This is a genomic window from Nocardioides daejeonensis (genome assembly GCF_003194585.1).
In the GTDB taxonomy this organism is placed as follows: Bacteria; Actinomycetota; Actinomycetes; order Propionibacteriales; family Nocardioidaceae; genus Nocardioides; species Nocardioides daejeonensis.
The window spans coordinates 875,342-896,759 of sequence record NZ_QHKZ01000001.1; the positions used below are offsets into that span (position 1 = coordinate 875,342).

Consider the following 21,418-nt stretch of genomic DNA (forward strand, 5'->3'; position numbering starts at 1 on the left):
GGTGGGGAAGTTGTCGAGACCTCCACCGGACTGTGGTCTCGACAGGCTCGACCACCGGGAACGACAGGCTCGACCACCGGGAGCGACGGATTCGGCCACCGGGAACGACAGGCTCGACCACCGGGAACGACAGGCTCGACCACCGGGAGCGACGGATTCGGCCACCGGGAACGACAGACCCGGCCACCGGGAACGACTGACCCGGCAGCCGCGGCGTTCTACTGGGTGATGCGGTAGGCGTCGAAGACGCCGGGCACGTTGCGAACGGCGCGCAGCACCGTGTCGAGGTGCATCGCGTCGGCCATCTCGAAGGAGAACTTGCTCTTGGCGACACGGTCGCGGGTCGTGGTGAGCGAGGCGCTGAGGATGTTGACGTGCACGTCGCTGAGCGCGAGCGTGATGTCGGAGAGCAGCCGGGCGCGGTCGAGCGCCTCGACCTGGATGTTGACCAGGAAGGTCGACTTGGCGTTCGGGGCCCACTCGACCTCGACGAGCCGCTCAGGCTGTGTCTTGAGCTCGGCAGCGTTGGTGCAGTCGACCCGGTGCACCGAGACGCCCCCGCCCTTGGTCACGAAGCCGAGGATCTCGTCCGGCGGCACGGGGGTGCAGCACTTGGCGAGCTTGACCCACAGGCCGTCGGCTCCCCTGACCTGCACGCCGGAGTCGTCGCCGGCGCCCAGCGGGACCCGATGGCGCCGGGAGATCGGCAGCTCCTCTGCCGGTGTCTCCGCGGGCTCCGGTGTCGTGCCGTGCAGATCCACCACGCGGCGTACCACCGCCTGGGCACTGATGTTGCCCTCGCCGACCGCAGCGTACAGGGCACTCACATCGGCGAGCTTGAGCTGAGTGGCGACCTCGGTCAGCGACTCGTGCGACATCAGCCGCTTGAGCGGCATGCCCTCCTTGCGCAGCAGCTTCGCGATCTGGTCCTTGCCGCGCTCCGTGGCCTCCTCGCGACGCTCCTTGGTGAACCACTGCCGGATCTTGGAGCGCGCCCGCGGCGAGCGGACGAACCCCAGCCAGTCACGCGAGGGGCCTGCGTTCGGCGCCTTCGAGGTGAAGACCTCGACGGCGTCGCCGTTCTCCAGGGTCGACTCCAACGGCACCAGGCGCCCGTTGACGCGAGCGCCGATCGTGTGGTGGCCGACCTCGGTGTGCACGGCGTAGGCGAAGTCGACGGGCGTGCTGCCGGTCGGCAGCGCGATCACGTCGCCGCGCGGCGTGAAGACGTAGACCTCGGCGCGGTTGATCTCGAAGCGGAGCGACTCCAGGAACTCCCCCGGATCCTCCATCTCGTTCTGCCAGTCCAACAGCCGGCGTACCCACGCCATGTCGTCGCCCTCGGCGAGCCGCTCGGTGTCGACGCCGTTGCGTCCGTCCTCCTTGTACTTCCAGTGTGCGGCGACGCCGTACTCCGCACGTCGGTGCATCGCGAAGGTCCGGATCTGCATCTCGACGGGCTTGCCGGAGGGACCGATGACCGTCGTGTGCAGCGACTGGTACATGTTGAACTTCGGCATCGCGACGTAGTCCTTGAAGCGACCGCGTACCGGGTTCCACCGCGCGTGCACGACGCCGAGGGCCGTGTAGCAGTCACGATCGTCGTCCACCAGGATCCGGATGCCGACCAGGTCGTAGATGTCGGAGAACTCACGACCGCCGACGATCATCTTCTGGTAGATCGAGTAGTAGTGCTTCGGGCGGCCGGTGACCGTCGCCTTGAGCTTCGCGACCTTGAGATCCTGCTGGACCTGGTCGATGACCTCGGCGAGGAACTGGTCCCGCGAGGGAGCCCGCTCGGCGACCATGCGCACGATTTCGTCGTAGATCTTGGGGTGCAGCGTGGCGAAGGCAAGGTCCTCGAGCTCCCACTTCACCGTGTTCATGCCGAGTCGGTGGGCCAGCGGCGCATAGATGTCGAGCGTCTCGCGTGCCTTGCGCTCCTGGGTCTCCTGCTTCACGTAGCGCAGCGTCCGCATGTTGTGCAGCCGGTCCGCGAGCTTGATCACCAGCACCCGGATGTCGCGCGACATCGCGACGATCATCTTGCGGATCGTCTCGGCCTGCGCCGAGTCGCCGTACTGCACCTTGTCGAGCTTGGTCACCCCGTCGACGAGCTGGGCCACCTCGGAGCCGAAGTCGGAGGTCAGCTGCTCCAGGGTGTAGTCGGTGTCCTCGACCGTGTCGTGCAGCAGCGCCGCGATCAGCGTCGGCTCCGTCATCCCGATCTCGGCGAGGATCGTCGTCACCGCCAGCGGATGGGTGATGTAGGGGTCGCCGCTCTTGCGCATCTGCGTGCCGTGCAACCGCTCAGCGGTCTGGTAGGCACGCTCGAGGAGCGCCAGGTCGGCCTTCGGGTGGTTGGCCCGCACCACCCTGAAGAGCGGCTCCAGCACCGGGTTGCCACCCTGCGGCCGAGCTCCGATCCGCGCCAGCCGAGCCCTCATCCGTCGCGCCGAGTGCGCGCCCAACGGCTCCGGATTGCGCGGTGACTCGGAGTGTTGGTCGGCCATTGCCACAGTCTAGGAGATCGGAAACGCACGAGCGCCCCCGCTCACCGATAGGCGAGGCGGGGGCGCGCGGGGCAGCGAGCCGGCCGTCAGTCCTGCGGGAAGAGCGGGTACTCGACGCCCGAGATGTGCTGGACGGCACGCACGACCTGGCAGGAGTAGCCGAACTCGTTGTCGTACCAGAGGTAGACGATCGCATTCTTCCCGTTCACGATCGTCGCGTTGGCGTCGACGATGCTGGCGTGCCGGGAGCCGACGAAGTCGGTGGAGACGGCGTCGCTGGAGGTGGTGAAGTCGATCTGCCGCTTCAACGGCGAGTGCAGGGAGACCTCGCGCAGGTACTGGTTGAGCTCCTCGCGCGTCGTCTCCTTCGCCAGGTCGAGGTTGAGGATCGCCATCGAGACGTCCGGCGTCGGGACCCGGATCGCCGATCCGGAGATGTGCGCCTCGAGCTCCGGGAGCGCCTTGGCGATGGCGGAGGCGGCCCCGGTCTCGGTGAGCACCATGTTGAGCGGTGCCGAGCGGCCACGCCGGTTGCCCTTGTGGAAGTTGTCGAGCAGGTTCTGGTCGTTGGTGAACGAGTGCACCGTCTCGACGTGTCCTCGCACGATGCCGAACTCGTCGTTGATCGCCTTGAGCGGCGGCACGATCGCGTTCGTCGTGCAGCTCGCGCAGGAGATGACGGTGTCGTCGCCGTCGACGGTGTGGTGGTTGACGCCATGCACGATGTTCTTGACGTCGCCCTTGCCCGGCGCGGTGAGCACGACCTTCGCGATGCCCGGCCGCAGATGCTTGGAGAGCCCCTCGCGGTCACGCCACTTGCCGGTGTTGTCGATCAGGATCGCGTCCTTGATGCCGTACTCGGTGTAGTCCACCTCGGACGGGTCGTTGGAGTAGATGACCTTGATCGCGTTGCCGTTGGCGCAGATCACGTTCTCGTCAGCGTCGATGTGGATCGATCCGTTGAACTGGCCGTGGATCGAGTCGCGGCGCAGCAGCGAGGCCCGCTTCATCAGGTCGTCCTCGGAGCCCTTGCGGACCACGACAGCGCGCAGCCGCAGGCCGTTGCCCGAGCCGGCCTTCTCGATCAGCAGCCGTGCCAGCAGCCGGCCGATCCGCCCGAAGCCGTAGAGCACCACGTCGGTCGGTCCCTCGCGCACGACCTTGTTGTCACCGAGGGCCCCGGCGACGGCGTCCTTGGTGAACTCCTCGACGCTGAGGCCACGCTCGTCCTTGGCATAGGCGATGGCCAGCTGCCCGATGTCGATGCGGGACGGACCGAGGTCCAGCTCGGCGAGGGCATTGAGGATCGGGGACGTGTCCTCGATGGCGAGCTCGCGGTCCTCGATCTGGCGCACATAGCGGTGCGTCTTGAGGATGCTGATCACGGACTTGTTCACCAGCGACCGGCTGTGCACCAAGATGGTGACGTCCCGCTCGCGGTAGAGCCGTCCGATCACCGGGATCATCGCTTCGGCCAGGGCCTCGCGGCGCTGCCAGATTTCAAAGTGGTCCGACGTCGACACGTTGACTTCTACCTCGGGTTCTCGTGGATGTTGGGAAGGATCAGACCCGGAGCAGCGAGGTCAGCGGGAGGTCTCCCACCGCGTCGCGTCCCGGAAGAAAACTGAGTTCGATGAGTACGGCGACCGCGTGCGCCACACCCTCGCTGCGGGCGATCAGCTCGCGGGTCGCCGCCACCGTGCCGCCGGTGGCGAGTACGTCGTCGACGAGCAGCACCCGCTCCCCCGGCGCGATCGCGTCGGTGTGCATCTCCAGGGTCGCCTCGCCGTACTCCAGCTCGTAGGAGATCGCATGGCACTGCCGTGGGAGCTTGCCCGCCTTCCGTACCGGAACGAAGCCGACGCCCAAGGCCAACGCCACCGGCGCAGCCAGGATGAAGCCGCGGGCCTCCATGCCCACCACCTTGTCGACCACCACGTCGCCGGCTTCGTTCCGACCTGCCGCTGCCAGGTCGGACACCACCGCGGTGAACGCATCGTGGTCGGCCAGGACCGGGGTGATGTCCTTGAACATCACGCCGGGCTGGGGGTAGTCAGGAACGTCCTTGACCAGATCGGTCCAGACGCGGGTGACCGTCACCCGATCACCCGTCCTGCTCGGGCGCTTCCTCGGGCTGTTGCTGCCCCAGGACCTCCCCGGCGAGTCCGGCCACAGCGGGACGGATCACGGTGACCACGACGCCGTCGGCGATCTGTAGGCGCACGAGGTCGCCCTCGAACGCCTGGATGACGCCGACGATGCCGCTCTGCGTCAACACGCGGTCGCCGACCTCGAGACTGCGCTGCATCTCGCGGAGGGCCTTCTGCCGCTTCGACGCCGGACGGATCATCAACAGATAGAAGATCGCGAAGATCGCGATGATCGGGAGCAGTGAAACCAGCTCACCCATGGTGGGTAGGACCTCTCAGCACATGTCGAGGGCAGAACGACACAGGAGTCTAGCCTCAGATCACTCGTTGAAGAGCATGGCGTCCGCCACGTCGCTCCGAGGCGGGGTCAGGCCGAGGTGCTCCCAGGCCAGCCGGGTCGCGACCCGGCCCCGCGGCGTACGGGCCAAGAAGCCGTTGCGGACCAGGAAGGGCTCGGCGACCTCCTCCACTGTCTCCCGCTCCTCGCCGACCGCGACAGCGAGCGTGGAGAGGCCGACCGGTCCGCCGGCGAACCGCCGGCACAGCGCCTCCAGGACGCCCCGGTCGAGGCGATCGAGCCCCGAGGCGTCGACCTCGAAGAGCTCCAGCGCCCGCTGCGCGATGTCGAGCGTGACCAGGCCGTCGGCCCGGACCTGCGCGTAGTCGCGCACCCGGCGGAGCAGCCGGTTCGCGATCCGCGGCGTACCGCGGGAGCGCCCGGCGATCTCGCGGCTGCCGTCATCGGTCAGCTCGGTACGGAGCAGCCCGGCGCTGCGCCGCACGATGAGGTCGAGCTCATCGGGCTCGTAGAACTCGAGATGGCCGGTGAATCCGAACCGGTCGCGCAGAGGTCCGGGCAGCAGCCCTGCACGCGTGGTCGCGCCGACCAGCGTGAACGCGGGTAGCTCCAGCGGGATCGCCGTCGCCCCCGGGCCTTTGCCGATCACCACGTCGACCCGGAAGTCCTCCATCGCCATGTAGAGCATCTCCTCGGCCGCCCGGGACATGCGGTGGATCTCGTCGACGAAGAGCACGTCTCCCTCGTTGAGCCCCGACAGGATCGAGGCCAGATCACCCGCGTGGGTGATGGCAGGGCCACTGGTCAGCCGCAGCGGAACCGTCATCTCGGCGGCGATGATCATCGCGAGGGTGGTCTTGCCGAGTCCGGGTGGACCGGAGAGCAGGACGTGGTCGGGGGTGCGCTGTCGCGCCTTCGCCGCGTCGAGAACCAGCCCGAGCTGATCGCGTACCCGCTGCTGGCCGACGACCTCGTCGAGGGTGCGCGGCCGCAACGCCGCCTCGGCGGCCCGCTCGGCGCCGTCCGCGTCGGCGTTCATCAAACGGTCGAGGTGCTCCTGCTCCGCGGTCTCGAAGTGATCCATCCGCTCAGCCCTTCCTCAGGGCCTGCAGCGCAGCGCGGAGCAGGGCCGCGACGTCGGGAACATCGCCGGCCTCGGGCGCGACCAGCTCGACCGCCTGCTCGGCCTCCTTCGCCGACCATCCGAGGCCGACCAGGCCCTGATGGACCTGGTCGCGCCACGGCGCCCCGGCGCCGGCTACCGATTGCCGCTGCGGGCCGCCGGTCGGGAGCACTCCGATCCGGTCCTTCAGCTCCAAGATGATGCGTTGTGCGCCCTTCTGGCCGATGCCCGGCACCTTCGTCAGCGTCTTGACGTCGTCGCCAGCCACCGCGACGCGCAGGTCGTCGGGACGGAAGACCGCGAGCATCGCCTGCGCCAGCTTCGGCCCGACGCCACTCGCGGTCTGCAGCAGCTCGAAGCACTGACGCTCGTCCTCGTCGAGGAAGCCGAAGAGGGTCAGCGAGTCCTCCCGCACCACCAGGGAGGTCGGCAGGACGGCGGGCTCCCCTACGCGCAGGGTCGAGATCGTGTGCGGCGTGCACTGCAGCGCCAGACCCACCCCGCCGACCTCCACGACCGCGTCGTTGAGACCGACGGCGGCGACGGTGCCGCGGACGAAGGCGATCATCGGCTGCCTGCCTGCGTCGCTGCCCGTACGCCGGCACCGCGGGCCTGCGCGACGGCAGCCTCGATCCGAGCCTGGGCTCCGCCTCGCCAGACATGGGTGATCGCCAGCGCCAGTGCATCCGCCGCGTCGGCCGGCTTCGGCACCGCATCGAGGCCGAGGATCCGAGCGACCATCGCTCCGACCTGGGCCTTGTCGGCGCGCCCGTTCCCCGAGACCGCGGCCTTCACCTCGCTCGGGGTGTGCAGGGCGACGGGCAGTCCGCGGCGCGCGGCACAGACGAGCGCGATACCGCTGGCCTGCGCCGTGCCCATGACCGTGCTGACGTCGGAGCGCGCGAAGACCCGTTCGACTGCCACGGCGTCGGGGCGATACTCGTCGAGCCAGGCATCGATGCCCTTCTCGATGGTCACCAGCCGGGTCGCTACCGGGATCTGCGCGGAGGTCCGGATGACGTTGACGTCCACAAGCCGCAACGGCCGACCCACCGAGCCGTCGACGACGCCGACCCCGCACCGGGTGAGCCCGGGATCGATCCCCATGACGCGCACGCGTCCACCTCCTGGCATCCGAACACATGTTCGTACCTCAACCTAACAACAGCCCCGGGGCCGCAGCGTCGCGACACGCGCGACCATGGGAGTCGGGCCGCGGCCGTGGTACGCAAACCGCCCGCCTCCCGGTACGCGGGAGCCGGGCGGTTCGTGTCGATCGGGCTCAGGCGTCGAGCTCCGCCATCACGTCGTCGGGCACGTCGACGTTGGTGAAGACGTTCTGTACGTCGTCCAGGTCCTCGAGCGCGTCGACGAGCCGGAAGACCTTGCCTGCCGCCTCGGCGTCGACGGGGATCTCCATGCTGGCCACGAACTCCACGTCTGCGGAGTCGTAGTCGATGCCCGCCTCCTGGAGCGCCGTGCGGACCGCCACCATGTCGGTCGCCTCGCTGAGCACCTGGAACGCCTCGTCGAGATCGTTGACGTCCTCGGCGCCGGCCTCGAGGGTGGCCTCGAGCACGTCGTCCTCGGCCACCTCCCGGCTCTCCTGAGCCTTGGTGACCATGACGACGCCCTTGCGGGTGAAGAGTCGGGAGACCGATCCCGGGTCGGCCATGGTGCCGCCGTTGCGGTTCACCGCGGTCCGCACCTCCATGGCCGCGCGGTTCTTGTTGTCGGTCAGGCACTCGACGAGGAAGGCGACGCCCTGCGGTCCGTAGACCTCGTACATGATCGTCTCGTAGTTGACGCCGCCGCCCTCGAGACCGCCGCCGCGCTTGACCGCGGAGTCGATGTTCTTGTTGGGGACCGACTGCTTCTTGGCCTTCTGGATGGCGTCGTAGAGCGTGGGGTTGCCGGAAGGGTCAGGACCACCCATCTTCGCTGCGATCTCGATGTTCTTGATCAGCTTGGCGAAGAGCTTGCCGCGCTTGGCATCGATCGCGGCCTTCTTGTGCTTGGTGGTCGCCCACTTGGAGTGGCCAGACATGGTGTCCTTCTTCCGGTCAGTTCGGTCGTCGGTCCGACGCGGCGGGCAGGGTCTCCTCGACCAGATCGACGAACAACCGGTGTGCCCAGGTGTCCTGCCCGATCTCGGGGTGAAAGGACATCGCCATGAGCCGGCCTTGCCGGACCGCAACGATCCTACCCGCGGCGTCCCCGTAGGCCGGGTCGGCGTCGACACGTGCGAGCACCTCGACCCCCGGCCCGACCTCCTCGACCCAGGGCGCCCGGATGAAGACCGCCGGCACCCGTTGGTCGAGGCCCGTGACGCTGAGACGCGTCTCGAAGGAGTCCACCTGGCGACCGAACGCGTTGCGGCGCACCGTCATGTCCAGGCCGCCGATCGTCTCCTGGTCGATGGTGCCGTCCACCACCCGGTCAGCCAGCATGATCATGCCTGCGCAGGTGCCGAAGACGGGCATGCCGCCCTTGACCCGCATCCGCAGCGGCTCGAGCAGGTCGAAGATCCGGGCCAGCTTGCCCATCGTGGTCGACTCACCGCCAGGGATCACCAGGCCGTCACATCGCTCCAGCTCCGCCGGCCGGCGGACGCCGAACGCCTCCACCCCGAGCTCACCGAGCGCCTGCAGATGCTCCCGGACGTCGCCTTGGAGCGCGAACACACCGATCCTGGTCATGTCTCGCATCGTAGTGTCGCCGGGGCAGGCCTCGGAGCGTCGTCCTACCCTCGACACGTGCGTGCACTCGATCGTCCCTCCCCCGTCGTCGCGGCCCCCATGGCCGGCGCCTCGACCCCGGCCCTCGCCGCGGCGGTCACCGACGCCGGCGGCCTGGGGTTCCTCGCAGCCGGCTACCTCACAGCCGACGCCATGGGCGCCGAGATCGCTGCCTATCGCGCGCTCACCGGCGGCCCGGTGGCCGTCAACCTCTTCACCCCGCAGACCGATCGCAGCGCGGAGCTGGCCGACCGGATCACGGCTCATCGCGCAGCGCTCTCGGAGACTGCCTCCCGATACGGGACCACGCCAGGTAGGCCACGGTTCGACGACGACGCCTTCGCCGAGAAGCTCACCCGTCTGGTTGCCGACCCGGTCGAGCTGGTCACCTTCACCTTCGGCCCGGTCCCGCGATCGGCCGTCGAGGCGCTGCACAGCGCCGGCACCGCCGTGGGCTTCACCGTGACCTCGGCTCACGAGGCACGCGAGGCCGTCGTGCTCGGCGCAGACCTCCTGGTCGCCCAGGGCGCGACAGCAGGCGGTCACCGCGGGACCTGGCACCTCGCCGACAAGCCGAACGACGACGCGACCGTGGAGGTGCTTCGTGCCGTCCTCGACCTGGGGCTCCCCGTCATCGCGAGCGGTGGTGTCGCAGAGAGCGCAGACGTAGACCGGCTCGTGGAGGCCGGCGCGGCCGCGGTCGCCGTCGGCACGCTCTTCCTCGTGGCGGAGGAGAGCAAGACACCCCTCCCGCACCGCGAGGCGTTGACCGGCCCGCCTCGCGAGGCGGTCGTGACCCGAGCCTTCAGCGGCCGGTGGGCACGAGCGCTCGCCAACGAATTCACGCGCACCCACGAGGCGACCGCGGTGGCGGCGTACCCGAACCTGCACCACCTGTCCCGACCGATCCGGACCGCGGCGGCGCAGGCCGGCGACCCGGAGGCGATGGCACTCTGGGCCGGAGCCGGCCACCGCTCCGCCCTGTCGGGCCCGGCTGCCGAGATCCTGGCTCGCCTGACGCCCTGACACTCGGGGCCCGGCTCCCGGCATCGGTCCGAACGGTCAGGCGGCTGCGGTGGTCGGGCCGATCTCGACCACCGCGTCACGGGTGGCGAGGAAGACGGCCACCAGGCGACCCCCGAGGCTGTCCCGCAGGTAGGACGCCCACGCCACGTCGCCCTCACTCGGCGGCACGTCCCCGAGGCGACCGAGCGCAGCGACCACGCGGGCACCACTCTCGTCGAGCATCGCCGCGAACTGCTCGAGGAAGTCGCCGCCACCCTCCCCTGGGCGGTGCCCGGCCATCTCGCTGATCACGATCGGTTGCAGCATCCGGAGCTCGCTGTCGAGCACGAGCAGGGCGAGGCAACCCGCGCTCTTAGCCTCGTCGCTGACGAAGAGGTCGACGATGTCGGGCAGCAGGTCAGGGGTGAGCGAACGGTCGCTCCAGTCGTCGGGCAGGTCCTGAAATGTCATGGCGACGAGGGTGCCGTGGATCGCCGACGGCCGCAGAACTTATCCACAGGGGCGCGCCGCGCCGCTTCGCCTGCCGTTCAGGCTGCTCTCAGAGCCGGCGCCGCCAGTGCGCCGCCACCTCGATCCGGCCCTCGTCGAAGTGGGCGTCGAGACCGTGCCGGGCGAAGATCGCCACGACCTCGTCGAGCAGCTCGTCCCCGGGTGCGGCATTGGCCGTGTCAGCGTGCCACAGGTTGATCTCGAGCATCCCGTGGTCGATCGCGTGCCAGACGTCGGGTGCCGTGAACCAGACGATGCCGCGCCCACCGGGAGACCGCTCCAGCTCCGCCTTGGCACTCCAGTGATCGGCGACCCCCTGAAGGACTCGCACGCCTTGCTGCTCGCAGGTCGCAAAGGCCTCCTCCAGGAGGTCGTAGTCGGTGCGCCTCGACCAGGACTCCTGCTCAGCAAGCGCATCGCGGCGGGCCTCCTCCAGCCAGGCGGCCGCCAGGCGGCCGGAATCTCGCCTGGGCACCAGCCGCTCGATCGCGTCCGCGAGCTCCTGGCGGACGTCCTCCGGTGAGCCCAGGCCCGCGCGCACCAGAAGTCTCGCCAGGTCGCGCAACTCGTCTTCCGGCGTACTCCGTCGCATTGCTCTCCTGATCATAGGTAGGGCGCGCCCTCCGGCGGGTCCGTGCAGCTGCCGAGCCAGCCAACCGACCGCTCGCAACCGATGTTGCTGAGGACCGTCTCACCGAACACCGAAAACACCACATAGGCATCGGCAGTCAGCGGCTCGTCGACGATCATCTCGACGCGGGTCGCGCCGTCGTCATTCGGGACCGGCAACGCGCAGGAGACGTCACCATGTGACGACTTGCCCTGCCGGCCGACCCACCGCAGCGCCATCGCGTAGCCATCGGCGTCGATCTCCCCCAGCCGCAGGTCCACAACATCGTAGATCGGCTCATAGCAGGTGCGCTCTGACTCGCTCAGCCGGCCCTTCAGGAGCGCCGCCGCATCTGCCACGGTGCTGCGCCCGCTCGGCAGGGCATAGATCTCGCGGACCATGGGTTCGCACGCCTGCTGATAGCGGACGACAACCCCCTGCTCCCCGTCCCCGTCGCTGTAGCGCGGGCGGACCTCGCAGTTGACCGAAGACCAGGAGCGCACCGGTGAACCCAACGGCGCGAGCGCTGACCGGGCAGTCTCCGCGCGCTGAAGGGCCGCTGTCCGTTGATCAGCAACCTGATCGACCAGTTGTGCAGCGTCCCGCTTGTGCAGCACGGTAGCAACCGGACCGGGCACGTAGACGAAGAGAGCCAGCGCCGCAGTGACGCCGACGGTCCAGGCGAGCAGTCGGCGTGGCGAGGTGCGCGACCCTTCCGAGACGTCGCGCTCCTCGCCCGAGTCGGTCACCAGCCGCGTTCGGCGAGCCGGTGCGGCTGCGGGATCTCCTCGACGTTGATCCCGACCATCGCCTCACCGAGACCGCGCGAGACCTTCGCCACCACGTCGGGGTCGTCGTGGAAGGTCGTCGCCTTGACGATCGCCTCGGCACGCTGCGCCGGATTGCCTGACTTGAAGATGCCGGATCCTACGAAGACGCCTTCCGCGCCGAGCTGCATCATCATCGCCGCGTCAGCGGGGGTGGCGATACCGCCAGCGGTGAAGAGCACCACGGGCAGCTTGCCGGTCGAGGCCACCTCCTTGACCAGCTCGTACGGCGCCTGGAGCTCCTTCGCCGCGACGTACAGCTCGTCGGCGTCGAGCGCCCCGAGGCGGCGGATCTCCCGACGGATGGTGCGCATGTGCGTGACGGCGTTGGAGACGTCGCCGGTGCCGGCCTCACCCTTGGAACGGATCATCGCCGCACCCTCGGTGATCCGGCGCAGGGCCTCGCCGAGGTTGGTCGCCCCGCAGACGAACGGCACCGTGAAGGCCCACTTGTCGATGTGGTTGGCGTAGTCGGCCGGGGTCAGCACCTCGGACTCGTCGATGTAGTCGACGCCGAGCGACTGCAGCACCTGGGCTTCGGCGAAGTGGCCGATGCGGGCCTTCGCCATGACCGGGATCGAGACGGCCTCGATGATGCCGTCGATCATGTCCGGGTCGCTCATCCGGGAGACGCCGCCCTGAGCGCGGATGTCGGCGGGAACCCGCTCGAGCGCCATCACTGCGACGGCTCCCGCGTCCTCGGCGATCTTCGCCTGCTCGGGGGTGACCACGTCCATGATCACGCCGCCCTTGAGCATTTCCGCCATGCCGCGCTTGACCGCGGACGTACCGGTCGCCGCAGCGCCGTCCAGATGAGTCTCAGAAGCCATGGACTCATCGTAGAGCCAGCGTCGCGCTGCCCTCAGCCGAGTCTCACGCCACGTGGCAGGTCCGCCTCAGGATGCGGACTCCGCCTCCGCGTACGCCTGCTTGCGCACCACCCAGATCCGTTGCGCGACGGTGACCGTGCTGGCGATCGCGAGTGCCCACAGGGTGATCTCCATGAGGATCGGCAGGTCGAAGATCGCACCGAGGCCAGTCATCACCAGGATCGAGACGAGCCGGTCGGAACGCTCGGCGATACCGACCTTCGCCTCGTAGCCAAGACCCTCGGCTCGCGCCCGGGCGTAGGAGGTGACCGCGCCCATGATCAGGCAGACGAGAGCGAGGACGGTGTAGAGCCGGCTGTCGCCGGGACCGGCGAAGTAGAGCACCAGTCCGCCGAAGATCGCGCCGTCGCCGATCCGGTCGAGGGTGGAGTCGAGGAATGCTCCGAACTTGTTCGTCTTGCCGGTCAGCCGCGCCATGTGACCGTCGATGAGGTCGCTGAAGACGAACGCGGTGATCACCAGGACACCCGTGAGCAGCTTTCCCTGGGGGAAGAAGACCAGGGCACCCGCGCACACGCCGAGGGTCCCGACGAGGGTGACGGCGTCCGCGCTGATCCCCAGACGGATGAACAGGCGGGCGATCGGCGACAGCAGGCGCGTCCAGAACGCGCGGAATCTCTCCAACATGGCGGCAGCAGGCTACCCGGTGGTCACCGGGGACTCACCACGCGCATGGGTCGCGAAGGAGCGGACAGGTCATGCAGTGCCCGCCGCCGCGGCCCCGGCCGAGCTCTGCGCCGACGATGGTGAGCACCTCGATCCCGGCCGCCTCCAGCAGCGCGTTGGTGTGGGTGTTCCTGTCGTAGCCGACCACCACACCGGGTTCGAGCGCGACCACGTTGTTGCCCGAGTCCCACTGCTGACGCTCGCTCGCGTAGACGTCGCCACCGGTCTCGATCACTCGGATCCCATCGATTCCGAGTGCCTTCGCGACGACGTCGGTGAGGTGGCGCCGCTCCGCGGTGACATGTACGCCGCCCCCGACCCCGGGACGCAGGGTGAAGGGAGCCAGGTGGTCGACGACGTCGCGATAGGCGGTCACCACGTCGCGGTCAGCGAAGGTGAGCACCGTGTCGAGGTGCATCGCCGACCGCATCTTGGGCATCCCGGCGACCACCACCTGCTCGGCGGCTCCGCCCTCGAAGAGCCGAGCCGCGAGCTGGGTGATCGCCTGCCTGGAGGTCCGCTCGCTCATCCCGACCAGCACCACGCCGTTGCCCAGCGGCATCACGTCTCCGCCTTCGAGCGTCGCCTGCCCCCACGAGACCTCTGGGTCGCCCCACCACACGGGGATGCCCGCGTCGGCGAAGGCGGGGTGGAAGGAGTAGAGCGCCTTGTAGAGCAGGGTCTCGTCGTGTCGTGCCGGCCAGTGCAGCGGGTTGAGCGTCATGCCGTCGCCGATCCAGCAGGTGGTGTCGCGGGTATAGAGCATGTTCGGCAGCGGCGGGAGCAGGTACTCGTGCACACCCCGAGATCCCCTGGCCAGCGCCAGGTAGTCCGTGCGGTGTTCGTCGGGCAGATCCGCGACGGCCAGACCACCGACGAGATAGCGGGCCAGCTCCTCGGCCACCAGCGCCTCCAGGAACGCGCGGGTGTCGTCCACCAGACCGAGGCCGACCTGGTTGGCCGTGACCTTGCGATCCAGCAGCCAGCTGCGCGCCTCGGGTTGCTGCAGCGTCTCGCTCAGCAACTGGTGGAACTCCAACACCTCGATCCCGCGACCGCTCATCAGCTCCATGAACTCGGCATGATCCCGTTGGGCGTTCTGCACCCACATGACATCGTCGAAGAGCAGGTCGTCGCAGTTCGACGGGGTGAGGCGCGCGTGGGCGAGCCCCGGCGCACAGACGAGCACCTTCCGGAGGGTTCCCACCTCCGAGTGCACGCCGTACGCCGCACCGCTCATTCGTGGATCGCCCCCGGACCGTCCCAGGCGACGGCTATCAGCTCGCGGGTGTCGCCGAGGAGCTGCGGCAGCGTCTTCGTGCCGCCGGTGACGGTGATGAAGTTGGCGTCGCCGGTCCAACGCGGCACCACGTGCTGATGGAGGTGGTCGGCCAGCGAGCCACCGGCCGCCCGGCCGAGGTTGATGCCGACGTTGAACGCGTGCGGGTTGCTGACCGCCCGGATCGTCCGCACCGCGGCCTGGGTGAGCGCCATCAGCTCGTCGGACTCGTCCTTGGTCAGCTCATCGAGGCCGGCGACGTGCCGGTAGGGCAGCACCATGAGGTGGCCCGGGTTGTAGGGATGCAGGTTGAGCACCCCGTAGGTGTGCTCGCCGCGCGCGACCACGAGGCCGGCCGCCGACGCACCGGACGGGATCGTGCAGAAGGGGCATCCCACGTCGGTGTCGCTCTCCCGGATGTAGGCCATCCGGTGCGGCGTCCAGATCCGCTCCAGCCCGTCCGGCTCGCCGACCCCGTGCTGCCGCTGCTCCATCTCGACGCTCAGACCTGCTCGCGCGCTACGACGGCGTCGACCACCCGCTGGACGGCCTCGGCGATCGGCACGCCGTTGTCCTGACGACCGTCGCGATAGCGGAAGCTCACCGCACCGGCCTCGACGTCGTTGTCACCGGCGATGACCATGAACGGCACCTTCTGCAGCTGCGCGTTGCGGATCTTCTTCTGCATCCGGTCGTCGGACTCGTCGATCTCGACGCGGATCCCGTGCTTCTTCAGCTCTGCCGCCACCTCGTAGAGGTAGTCGACGTGCCGCTCCGCGATCGGGATGCCCTGCACCTGGGCCGGTGCGAGCCAGGGCGGGAACGCGCCTGCGTAGTGCTCCACGAGCACGCCCATGAACCGCTCGATCGAGCCGAACTTCGCCGAGTGGATCATCACCGGCTGCTGGCGACTGCCGTCGGCGGCGACGTACTCCAGGTTGAAGCGGTCGGGTGAGGGCTGGTTGAAGTCGTACTGGACGGTGCCCATCTGCCAGGTGCGCCCGATAGCGTCCTTGGCCTGCACGGAGATCTTCGGGCCGTAGTAAGCCGCGCCACCCGGGTCTGGGACCAGCTCGAGGCCGGTGGCGCGCGCTACCTCCTCGAGCACCTGCGTCGCCTTCTCCCAGTCCTCGTCGGATCCGATGAACTTGTCCTTGGAGTCGTCACGGGTGGAGAGCTCCAGGTAGAAGTCGTCGATACCGAAGTCGCGGAGCAGCGACAGCATGAAGTTGAGCAGGTGCTCGACCTCGGCAGGTGCCTGCTCCGGCGTCACGTAGGAGTGCGAGTCGTCCTGGGCGAAGCCGCGCACGCGGGTCAGGCCGTGGATCACGCCCGACTTCTCGTGCCGGTAGACGTGGCCGAACTCGAAGAGTCGGAGCGGCAGTTCGCGGTAGGAGCGCTGCCGGGAACGGAAGATCAGGTTGTGCATCGGGCAGTTCATCGCCTTGAGGCGGTAGTCCATGCCGTCGACGTCGAGTGCGGGATACATGCCTTCGCCGTAGTACGGCAGGTGGCCGGAGGTGTAGAAGAGCCCCTCCTTGGCGATGTGCGGGGTGCCGACGTACTCGAAGCCCTCGGCGATGTGACGCTCGCGGACGTAGTCCTCCATCGCCCGCTTGATCACGCCGCCCTTGGGGTGGAAGACCGGCAGCCCGGAGCCGATCTCGTCGGGGAACGAGAACAGGTCGAGCTCGCGGCCGAGCTTGCGGTGGTCGCGGCGCTCCGCCTCCTCGATCCGGTGCAGGTGGGCGTCGAGCTCCTCCTTGCTGGGCCAGGCGGTGCCGTAGACGCGCTGGAGCTGCTTGTTCTTCTCGTTGCCTCGCCAGTACGCCGCCGCCGTGCGCATCAGCTTGAACGCCGGGATGCGCTTGGTGGTGGGCAGGTGCGGCCCGCGGCAGAGGTCCTTCCAGGCCACCTCGCCCTTGCGGTTGATGTTGTCGTAGATGGTGAGTTCTCCGGCACCCACCTCCGCGCTCGCCCCTTCGGCGATCGCGTCGGTGGTCGAGCCTGTCGAGACTCCGCCCTTCAGCCCGATGAGCTCGACCTTGTAGGGCTCGTCGGCCAGCTCGACCAGCGCGTCGGCGTCGGTGGTGACCCGGCGCTCGAAGCGCTGGTTCTCCTTGATGATCTTGCGCATCGCGGTCTCGAGCTTGTCGAGGTCTTCGGGCACGAACGGCGTCTCGACGTCGAAGTCGTAGTAGAAGCCGTCCTGGATCGGCGGGCCGATGCCGAGCTTCGCCTCCGGGAACACCTGCTGCACGGCCTGCGCCAGGACGTGCGCAGTGGAGTGGCGCAGGATGTCGAGGCCGTCGGGGGTGCCCATCTGGACACCCACGACCACGTCTCCCTCGGCGAGGACGTAGGAGAGGTCCTTGAGCACGGCTTCCGTGGTCGCGTCCGCACCGCCGGTGGTCGAGCTTGCCCCGCCGGTGGTCGAGCTTGCTCCGCCGGTGGTCGAGCTTGTCGAGACCCGCGCAGCAATCACGTCGGCGTCGTCGCGGAAGAGCTCCCAGGCGCGCGTGCCCGCAGGAACCGTCTGCTGCGCTGGCCCTTCGGCGCCGACGACGGAGACCTGGATCTCGGACACGTTTCCTCCTGGAGGTAGCGACTGGTGGCCAACGGTCGTGGCCGCGCCCAGCCTATCGGCCAAGGGCCGGCGTACTCCCATCGGTTTCGGGCACGAACTGCCGCTTGCGCACGGAGTGCACCGGCCGATAGCGGTCGTGCAGGGAGGTGATCAGGCTGATGAGGCTCAGGAAGAAGAGGGTGTCGATGATGTCGATGTCGCCGCTGTTGCGGTTGAGCAGCCAGTCGGCGCCGTAGACGAAGGCGACGTTGAAGGCGAGGCGCCCGACGAAGCCGGCCCACGCACTCTCCACCGTCCACATCCGGCGCGAGGCCGCGATCGTGTACGCCGCGTTGACCGCGACCACGATGGCGACACCGATGAAGAGCTGCAGCTTCGACCCGTCGTAGTCGGGCAGCACCTGCGCGTAGATCACCGAGACCAGACCCACGAGGACGATCTTCTCCAGCGTCGCGATCGAGCGGACCCGCGCGTACTTGGCGGTCCAGGCCGCGCGCTCGCGCGCCTCGTCGATCTCCGCCGGGATCGGCGGGCTGGCGAGCGTGAACGCGTGGTCGGGCGCGCCGAGATAGCGGCGTTGCGCCCAGGTCGCGGCACCGAGCGCCACCACGATCAGCGCGACCAGGAGACCGATCGTCCACGGGTGGTCGGCCAAGGTCTCGGTGAGGTCCATCCGAGCCACGTGGATCCAGTACTCCTGCGGCAGCTTCACCACGATCCAGATGACGGTGGCGAGTCCGATCCAGAAGCGGTAGTCGCGACCGACGACACGCCAGCGGGTGCGGATCGCCTCGTAGGCGATGAAGAAGTACTCGAACGTGTTGGGGAAGATCAGCAGGAGCACCCGCACGTGGAGGAACTCGAACAGCACGACCCCCACGAGCCGGTAGAAGTAGAGGAACCACGCAACCTGGAACGCCCACATCGACGTCCAGTTGCGGAGCGTCGCGAGGTAGGCGATCGCCAGGTAGAAGATGTCCATCGCCTTGTCGTAGCCCTGGTATCCCGGCGGGTCGTGGCCGAACCACTGGAAGATCGACTGATCGACTCCGTCGAGGATCAGGCAAGCGACGATCGCTGGCAGGGGGTGGCGAAGGATCAGCAGCGGGAGCAGGAACCTACCGACGACGACGGCGACGAAGACGATCGTCGTGGTGGTGTCCATCCGACCTCCTGGAGAGCGAGCCGACCCAGTTTGTCAGGACGCCACGACCCCGCGCTCAACAACACGCGAACGGGCGCTCGGCTGTTGCCGAGCGCCCGTCGGGTGTGGCTCCAGGAACCTCAGGCGGTCGGCTCCGCGTGGTCGGTAGGAGTGTGGACGATGTCGTAGTAGGCGCTGGTGTCGCCCTCCTCGGGGAAGACCCGGTAGGTGAACTCGGCGTCGGTGAGGGTGACGATGTCGGAGTCGCGGGTGAAGAGGACCTTGCCGTCCTCGTCCTTGGCGACGATGCTGCGGGTCTTTCCGTCCTCGGTGACGGTCCAGTCCCCCTGCATCTTGGGAGCGTCGTCGAGGGTGTACATCGTGAACGTGCCGTCGGCCTTGAAGTACGCCCAGCCGACGAAGGTGTTGACGTTCTCGTCGTCGAGCGACACCTCGTTGCCGTCCTGGTCGACGGCGCTTGTGGTCTCCCACGGAGTGGCCGCGAGGATGTCGGACGGCGTCGCGGCCTGGGCGACCTGGCTGCTCTGGTCGGCGTCGGTCTTCTCTGCGTCGTCGGAGTCGGTGCCACAGGCTGCGAAGACGCCCAGCGCCACGAGGGAGACGACGGCGGTGCGAAGGGACTTGCTGGTGATCGTGTTCATGACATCGATCCTGCTGCGCGCCGCTGCTGCTGCCATCGGGCAGCGGGCGAGGAAGAAATAGCCACTCGGCTGACGAACGGCCTCCGGCCAGACAGCCCTGGCGCCCCCCGTGCCGCTCGCACCCGACGACGACAGACAGCGGCTCGAGATCATGGAGAACGACCCTCGGCCACGAGAAATACAGAAGCTCTGACATCAGGCAGGGACCTTCGCCTTCGGCGTGCGCAGCTTGTTGAGGTGCTGTGCGAGCTTCTTCGTGGCTGTCGGGCTGCTTGCCGGAGATGCTTGCTTCCCATCTGCTTCCCAATGGCCGATTTTCTGAGAATGATTCCCAAATCGGCAGGTCGAAGAGAAATGAGAGAACCCTCTCTGACCTGCAGTGATGCAGCTCAGAGAGGGTTCTCTGGATGGTGGGCGATACTGGGTTTGAATCTTGTTTCACGGGATGCGGCGATACTGGACATTAGTGGACAAAACGCCCCTGACCTGCGGAAACAGGATCCAGTATCGCTTTTGCATCTGGACAGAAATGCACGGGTTTTGCCATCCTTGTTGCACGTTGTTGCACGAAAATGGGGAGTGGGCATGCCACGCAGGCGCGGGTTCGGAGCGATCAGGAAGCTTCCAAGCAAGCGCTATCAGGCGTCTTACCTCGGTCCCGACCTAGTCCGGCACAAGGCATCGGTGACATTCGAGACGGCTGAGGATGCCGAGGCGTGGCTCGCCGATCGGCGTCGCGAGATCAACAACGAGGACTGGACGCCGCCTAGGACGACTAAGCCACTCACGTTCGGGGAGCACGCCGAGCGCTGGCTCACGCATCGTCAGTTGAAGCCGCGCACTCGCTATCACTATCGCCAGATTCTCGACGCGCGGATCTTGCCGACGTTCGGCGACGTCGCCCTGAAGCACGTGACTGCCGATCTGATCGACGATTGGCACTACCGGATGGGGGAGGCGACCCCGACCGCCACTGCACATGCCTATGGCCTGCTCAGGACGATCCTGGGCGACGCCGTGCAACGTCGTCTGATCGACTTCAATCCCTGTCACATTCGCGGCGCGGCCAACACGAAACGCGTCAAGCAGATCACCCCTGCGACCCTGGCTGAGCTCGAGGCACTGACGAAGGCGATGCCTGAGCGCTACCGGCTGATGATCCTGCTCGCGTCATGGTGCGGACTCCGCTTCGGAGAGATCACCGAACTACGCCGCCACGACTTCGACGTGATCAACGGCGTCGTCAAGATCCGCCGAGCCGTGGTCCGCGTGAAGGGCGAGTCCATCATCGGCACGCCGAAGTCAGACGCGGGCACGCGCGACGTCTCGATTCCACCGCACCTTCTCCCCGTCGTGAAGGCGCACCTGAGCGACAACATCACCGGAGGCCGCGATGGCCTCCTGTTCCCTGCCGCTGGCGACCCAACGAAGCACCTGGCGCCCGCCACCCTCTACAGGGTCTTCTACAAGGCCCGGGAGGCCGCCGGTCGACCTGATCTCCGGTTCCACGATCTTCGCCACACCGGAGCGGTCCTGGCTGCCAGCACTGGCGCAACCCTGGCCGAACTGATGTCCCGCCTCGGACACTCCACTGCCGGCGCAGCGTTGCGCTATCAGCACGCGGCCGAGAACCGCGACAAGGTCATAGCCGAAGCCCTGTCGAGCCTGGCCACGAAGGACCTCTGACCGATCGCTGAGGAGCTTGGTTGCATCGATGCGAGGGAAGCCGTTACCGAGTTAGATAATGGTAGAATCCGGGCATGGGACAGCCACTCGACCGCGACAGCGCCGAGGTCATCACCCTCCTGCGAGACGCGGTGACCATCAGCGGCCTTTCCCAAGCCGGTTTCGCCCGGGCACTGGGGACCTCGGCGCCGCGGCTCTCGACCTACCTCACCGGCGACACCCGACCCTTCGCCCAGTTCCTCATCCGCGCCCAGCGGCTCGGTCGTGCTCTCGGCGCCGCGAAAGCCCGTGGGTTGATGTCGGCGCCTGCCACCGCTGCTGCGATGCGGGGCTACTTCCTCGCCGGCGAAAGGGAGTGGATCTGGCGGATGCTCCTCCAGGGCCGCGACCACCTCAACGCGATCGTCGGCGAACAAGACGACACACTGCGCCAGATCCTCCTCGATTCATGGGCGGCCGAGCCCGCCTCGGTCGGATCGGCCGAGTGGGATGCATTGCTGGCTGCGGTCGTCGCTCACGAACTCGAGTCGGCAGGACTCGACGCGCCGGCCTGGTCGATCCGCTCATCGCTGCCCACGCCGTGGACACCCGAGCACCCGTTCCTCACCCCGGACCGGGTCCGCGCACAGACGCCTGACTGGCTGAGCCGCCGGAACATCTACGTCCCGGCGCGGGACCTGGTGACGGCGTGAACGCGCCAACCCCGGCCGCTCCTAGGCTCGATTAGGGC

General features: G+C 68.1%; 22 protein-coding genes. 3 read left to right on the forward strand and 19 right to left on the reverse strand.

What is annotated here, in order from left to right:
• Positions 1 to 218: 218 nt before the first annotated feature.
• The 9 genes from DNK54_RS04220 to pdxT form a co-directional block, all read right to left on the reverse strand.
• Positions 219 to 2,447: a RelA/SpoT family protein gene (locus DNK54_RS04220; RefSeq protein ID WP_110205655.1), complete on the reverse strand. Its 2,229-nt coding sequence runs from the start codon at positions 2,445 to 2,447 to the stop codon at positions 219 to 221.
• Positions 2,448 to 2,599: 152 nt separating this feature from the next.
• The gene (locus DNK54_RS04225) at positions 2,600 to 4,036 is read right to left on the reverse strand and encodes a glyceraldehyde-3-phosphate dehydrogenase (RefSeq protein WP_110205656.1); all 1,437 of its coding nucleotides are present in this window, start codon (positions 4,034 to 4,036) and stop codon (positions 2,600 to 2,602) included.
• A gap of 40 nt (positions 4,037 to 4,076) precedes the next feature.
• A complete protein-coding gene (locus tag DNK54_RS04230; RefSeq protein WP_110205657.1) occupies positions 4,077 to 4,613 on the reverse strand; it encodes an adenine phosphoribosyltransferase in 537 nt (178 codons plus the stop codon).
• Positions 4,614 to 4,617: 4 nt separating this feature from the next.
• Positions 4,618 to 4,923: a preprotein translocase subunit YajC gene (gene yajC / locus DNK54_RS04235; protein WP_110205658.1), complete on the reverse strand. Its 306-nt coding sequence runs from the start codon at positions 4,921 to 4,923 to the stop codon at positions 4,618 to 4,620.
• Between the two features lie 60 nt (positions 4,924 to 4,983).
• The gene (gene ruvB, locus DNK54_RS04240; protein WP_110205659.1) at positions 4,984 to 6,045 is read right to left on the reverse strand and encodes a Holliday junction branch migration DNA helicase RuvB; all 1,062 of its coding nucleotides are present in this window, start codon (positions 6,043 to 6,045) and stop codon (positions 4,984 to 4,986) included.
• Between the two features lie 4 nt (positions 6,046 to 6,049).
• On the reverse strand, positions 6,050 to 6,652 hold the full coding sequence (gene ruvA, locus DNK54_RS04245; protein ID WP_110205660.1) for a Holliday junction branch migration protein RuvA: 603 nt from the start codon (positions 6,650 to 6,652) through the stop codon (positions 6,050 to 6,052).
• On the reverse strand, positions 6,649 to 7,191 hold the full coding sequence (gene ruvC / locus DNK54_RS04250) for a crossover junction endodeoxyribonuclease RuvC (protein ID WP_204164400.1): 543 nt from the start codon (positions 7,189 to 7,191) through the stop codon (positions 6,649 to 6,651). The genes ruvA and ruvC overlap by 4 nt, the downstream gene beginning before the upstream one ends.
• 175 nt (positions 7,192 to 7,366) lie before the next feature.
• Positions 7,367 to 8,131, reverse strand: a complete 765-nt coding sequence (locus tag DNK54_RS04255) for a YebC/PmpR family DNA-binding transcriptional regulator (protein ID WP_110205662.1) — start codon at positions 8,129 to 8,131, stop codon at positions 7,367 to 7,369.
• 16 nt (positions 8,132 to 8,147) lie between these two features.
• Entirely contained in the window at positions 8,148 to 8,783 is a 636-nt protein-coding gene (gene pdxT, locus DNK54_RS04260; protein ID WP_110205663.1) for a pyridoxal 5'-phosphate synthase glutaminase subunit PdxT, read from the reverse strand.
• Between the two features lie 57 nt (positions 8,784 to 8,840).
• Here pdxT and DNK54_RS04265 point away from each other — a divergent pair, with 57 nt between their 5' ends.
• The gene (locus tag DNK54_RS04265) at positions 8,841 to 9,848 is read left to right on the forward strand and encodes a nitronate monooxygenase (RefSeq protein WP_204164401.1); all 1,008 of its coding nucleotides are present in this window, start codon (positions 8,841 to 8,843) and stop codon (positions 9,846 to 9,848) included.
• A 36-nt stretch (positions 9,849 to 9,884) separates the two neighbouring features.
• On the opposite strand, the gene DNK54_RS04270 is transcribed toward DNK54_RS04265, so the two are convergent.
• The 10 genes from DNK54_RS04270 to DNK54_RS04315 all read right to left on the reverse strand — a co-directional run bounded on the left by DNK54_RS04270 (position 9,885) and on the right by DNK54_RS04315 (position 19,002).
• The gene (locus DNK54_RS04270; protein ID WP_110205664.1) at positions 9,885 to 10,298 is read right to left on the reverse strand and encodes a hypothetical protein; all 414 of its coding nucleotides are present in this window, start codon (positions 10,296 to 10,298) and stop codon (positions 9,885 to 9,887) included.
• Between the two features lie 88 nt (positions 10,299 to 10,386).
• Entirely contained in the window at positions 10,387 to 10,929 is a 543-nt protein-coding gene (locus DNK54_RS04275; RefSeq protein WP_110205665.1) for a DUF6891 domain-containing protein, read from the reverse strand.
• A gap of 11 nt (positions 10,930 to 10,940) precedes the next feature.
• On the reverse strand, positions 10,941 to 11,696 hold the full coding sequence (locus DNK54_RS04280) for a hypothetical protein (protein ID WP_110205666.1): 756 nt from the start codon (positions 11,694 to 11,696) through the stop codon (positions 10,941 to 10,943).
• Positions 11,693 to 12,604, reverse strand: coding sequence for a pyridoxal 5'-phosphate synthase lyase subunit PdxS (gene pdxS / locus DNK54_RS04285; protein ID WP_110205667.1), 912 nt, complete (start codon positions 12,602 to 12,604; stop codon positions 11,693 to 11,695). Before pdxS ends, DNK54_RS04280 begins: the two co-directional genes overlap by 4 nt.
• Before the next feature lie 66 nt (positions 12,605 to 12,670).
• Positions 12,671 to 13,291 (reverse strand): phosphatidylinositol phosphate synthase, encoded by a 621-nt coding sequence (pgsA, locus tag DNK54_RS04290; protein ID WP_110205668.1) that lies wholly within the window; start codon positions 13,289 to 13,291, stop codon positions 12,671 to 12,673.
• A gap of 34 nt (positions 13,292 to 13,325) precedes the next feature.
• Positions 13,326 to 14,570, reverse strand: coding sequence for an arginine deiminase (locus DNK54_RS04295; protein ID WP_110205669.1), 1,245 nt, complete (start codon positions 14,568 to 14,570; stop codon positions 13,326 to 13,328).
• Entirely contained in the window at positions 14,567 to 15,103 is a 537-nt protein-coding gene (locus tag DNK54_RS04300) for an HIT family protein (RefSeq protein ID WP_110205670.1), read from the reverse strand. Before DNK54_RS04300 ends, DNK54_RS04295 begins: the two co-directional genes overlap by 4 nt.
• A gap of 8 nt (positions 15,104 to 15,111) precedes the next feature.
• A complete protein-coding gene (gene thrS / locus DNK54_RS04305; protein WP_110205671.1) occupies positions 15,112 to 17,196 on the reverse strand; it encodes a threonine--tRNA ligase in 2,085 nt (694 codons plus the stop codon).
• A 52-nt stretch (positions 17,197 to 17,248) separates the two neighbouring features.
• The gene (locus DNK54_RS04310; RefSeq protein WP_110205672.1) at positions 17,249 to 18,361 is read right to left on the reverse strand and encodes a hypothetical protein; all 1,113 of its coding nucleotides are present in this window, start codon (positions 18,359 to 18,361) and stop codon (positions 17,249 to 17,251) included.
• 119 nt (positions 18,362 to 18,480) lie between these two features.
• Entirely contained in the window at positions 18,481 to 19,002 is a 522-nt protein-coding gene (locus DNK54_RS04315; protein WP_110205673.1) for a DUF4822 domain-containing protein, read from the reverse strand.
• A 513-nt stretch (positions 19,003 to 19,515) separates the two neighbouring features.
• Here DNK54_RS04315 and DNK54_RS04320 point away from each other — a divergent pair.
• Positions 19,516 to 20,688: a tyrosine-type recombinase/integrase gene (locus DNK54_RS04320; RefSeq protein WP_204164402.1), complete on the forward strand. Its 1,173-nt coding sequence runs from the start codon at positions 19,516 to 19,518 to the stop codon at positions 20,686 to 20,688.
• A 74-nt stretch (positions 20,689 to 20,762) separates the two neighbouring features.
• Positions 20,763 to 21,380 carry a helix-turn-helix domain-containing protein gene (locus DNK54_RS04325; RefSeq protein ID WP_056756837.1) on the forward strand — a complete coding sequence of 206 codons (618 nt, stop codon included), beginning with the start codon at positions 20,763 to 20,765 and terminating at the stop codon, positions 21,378 to 21,380.
• Positions 21,381 to 21,418: the final 38 nt, after the last annotated feature.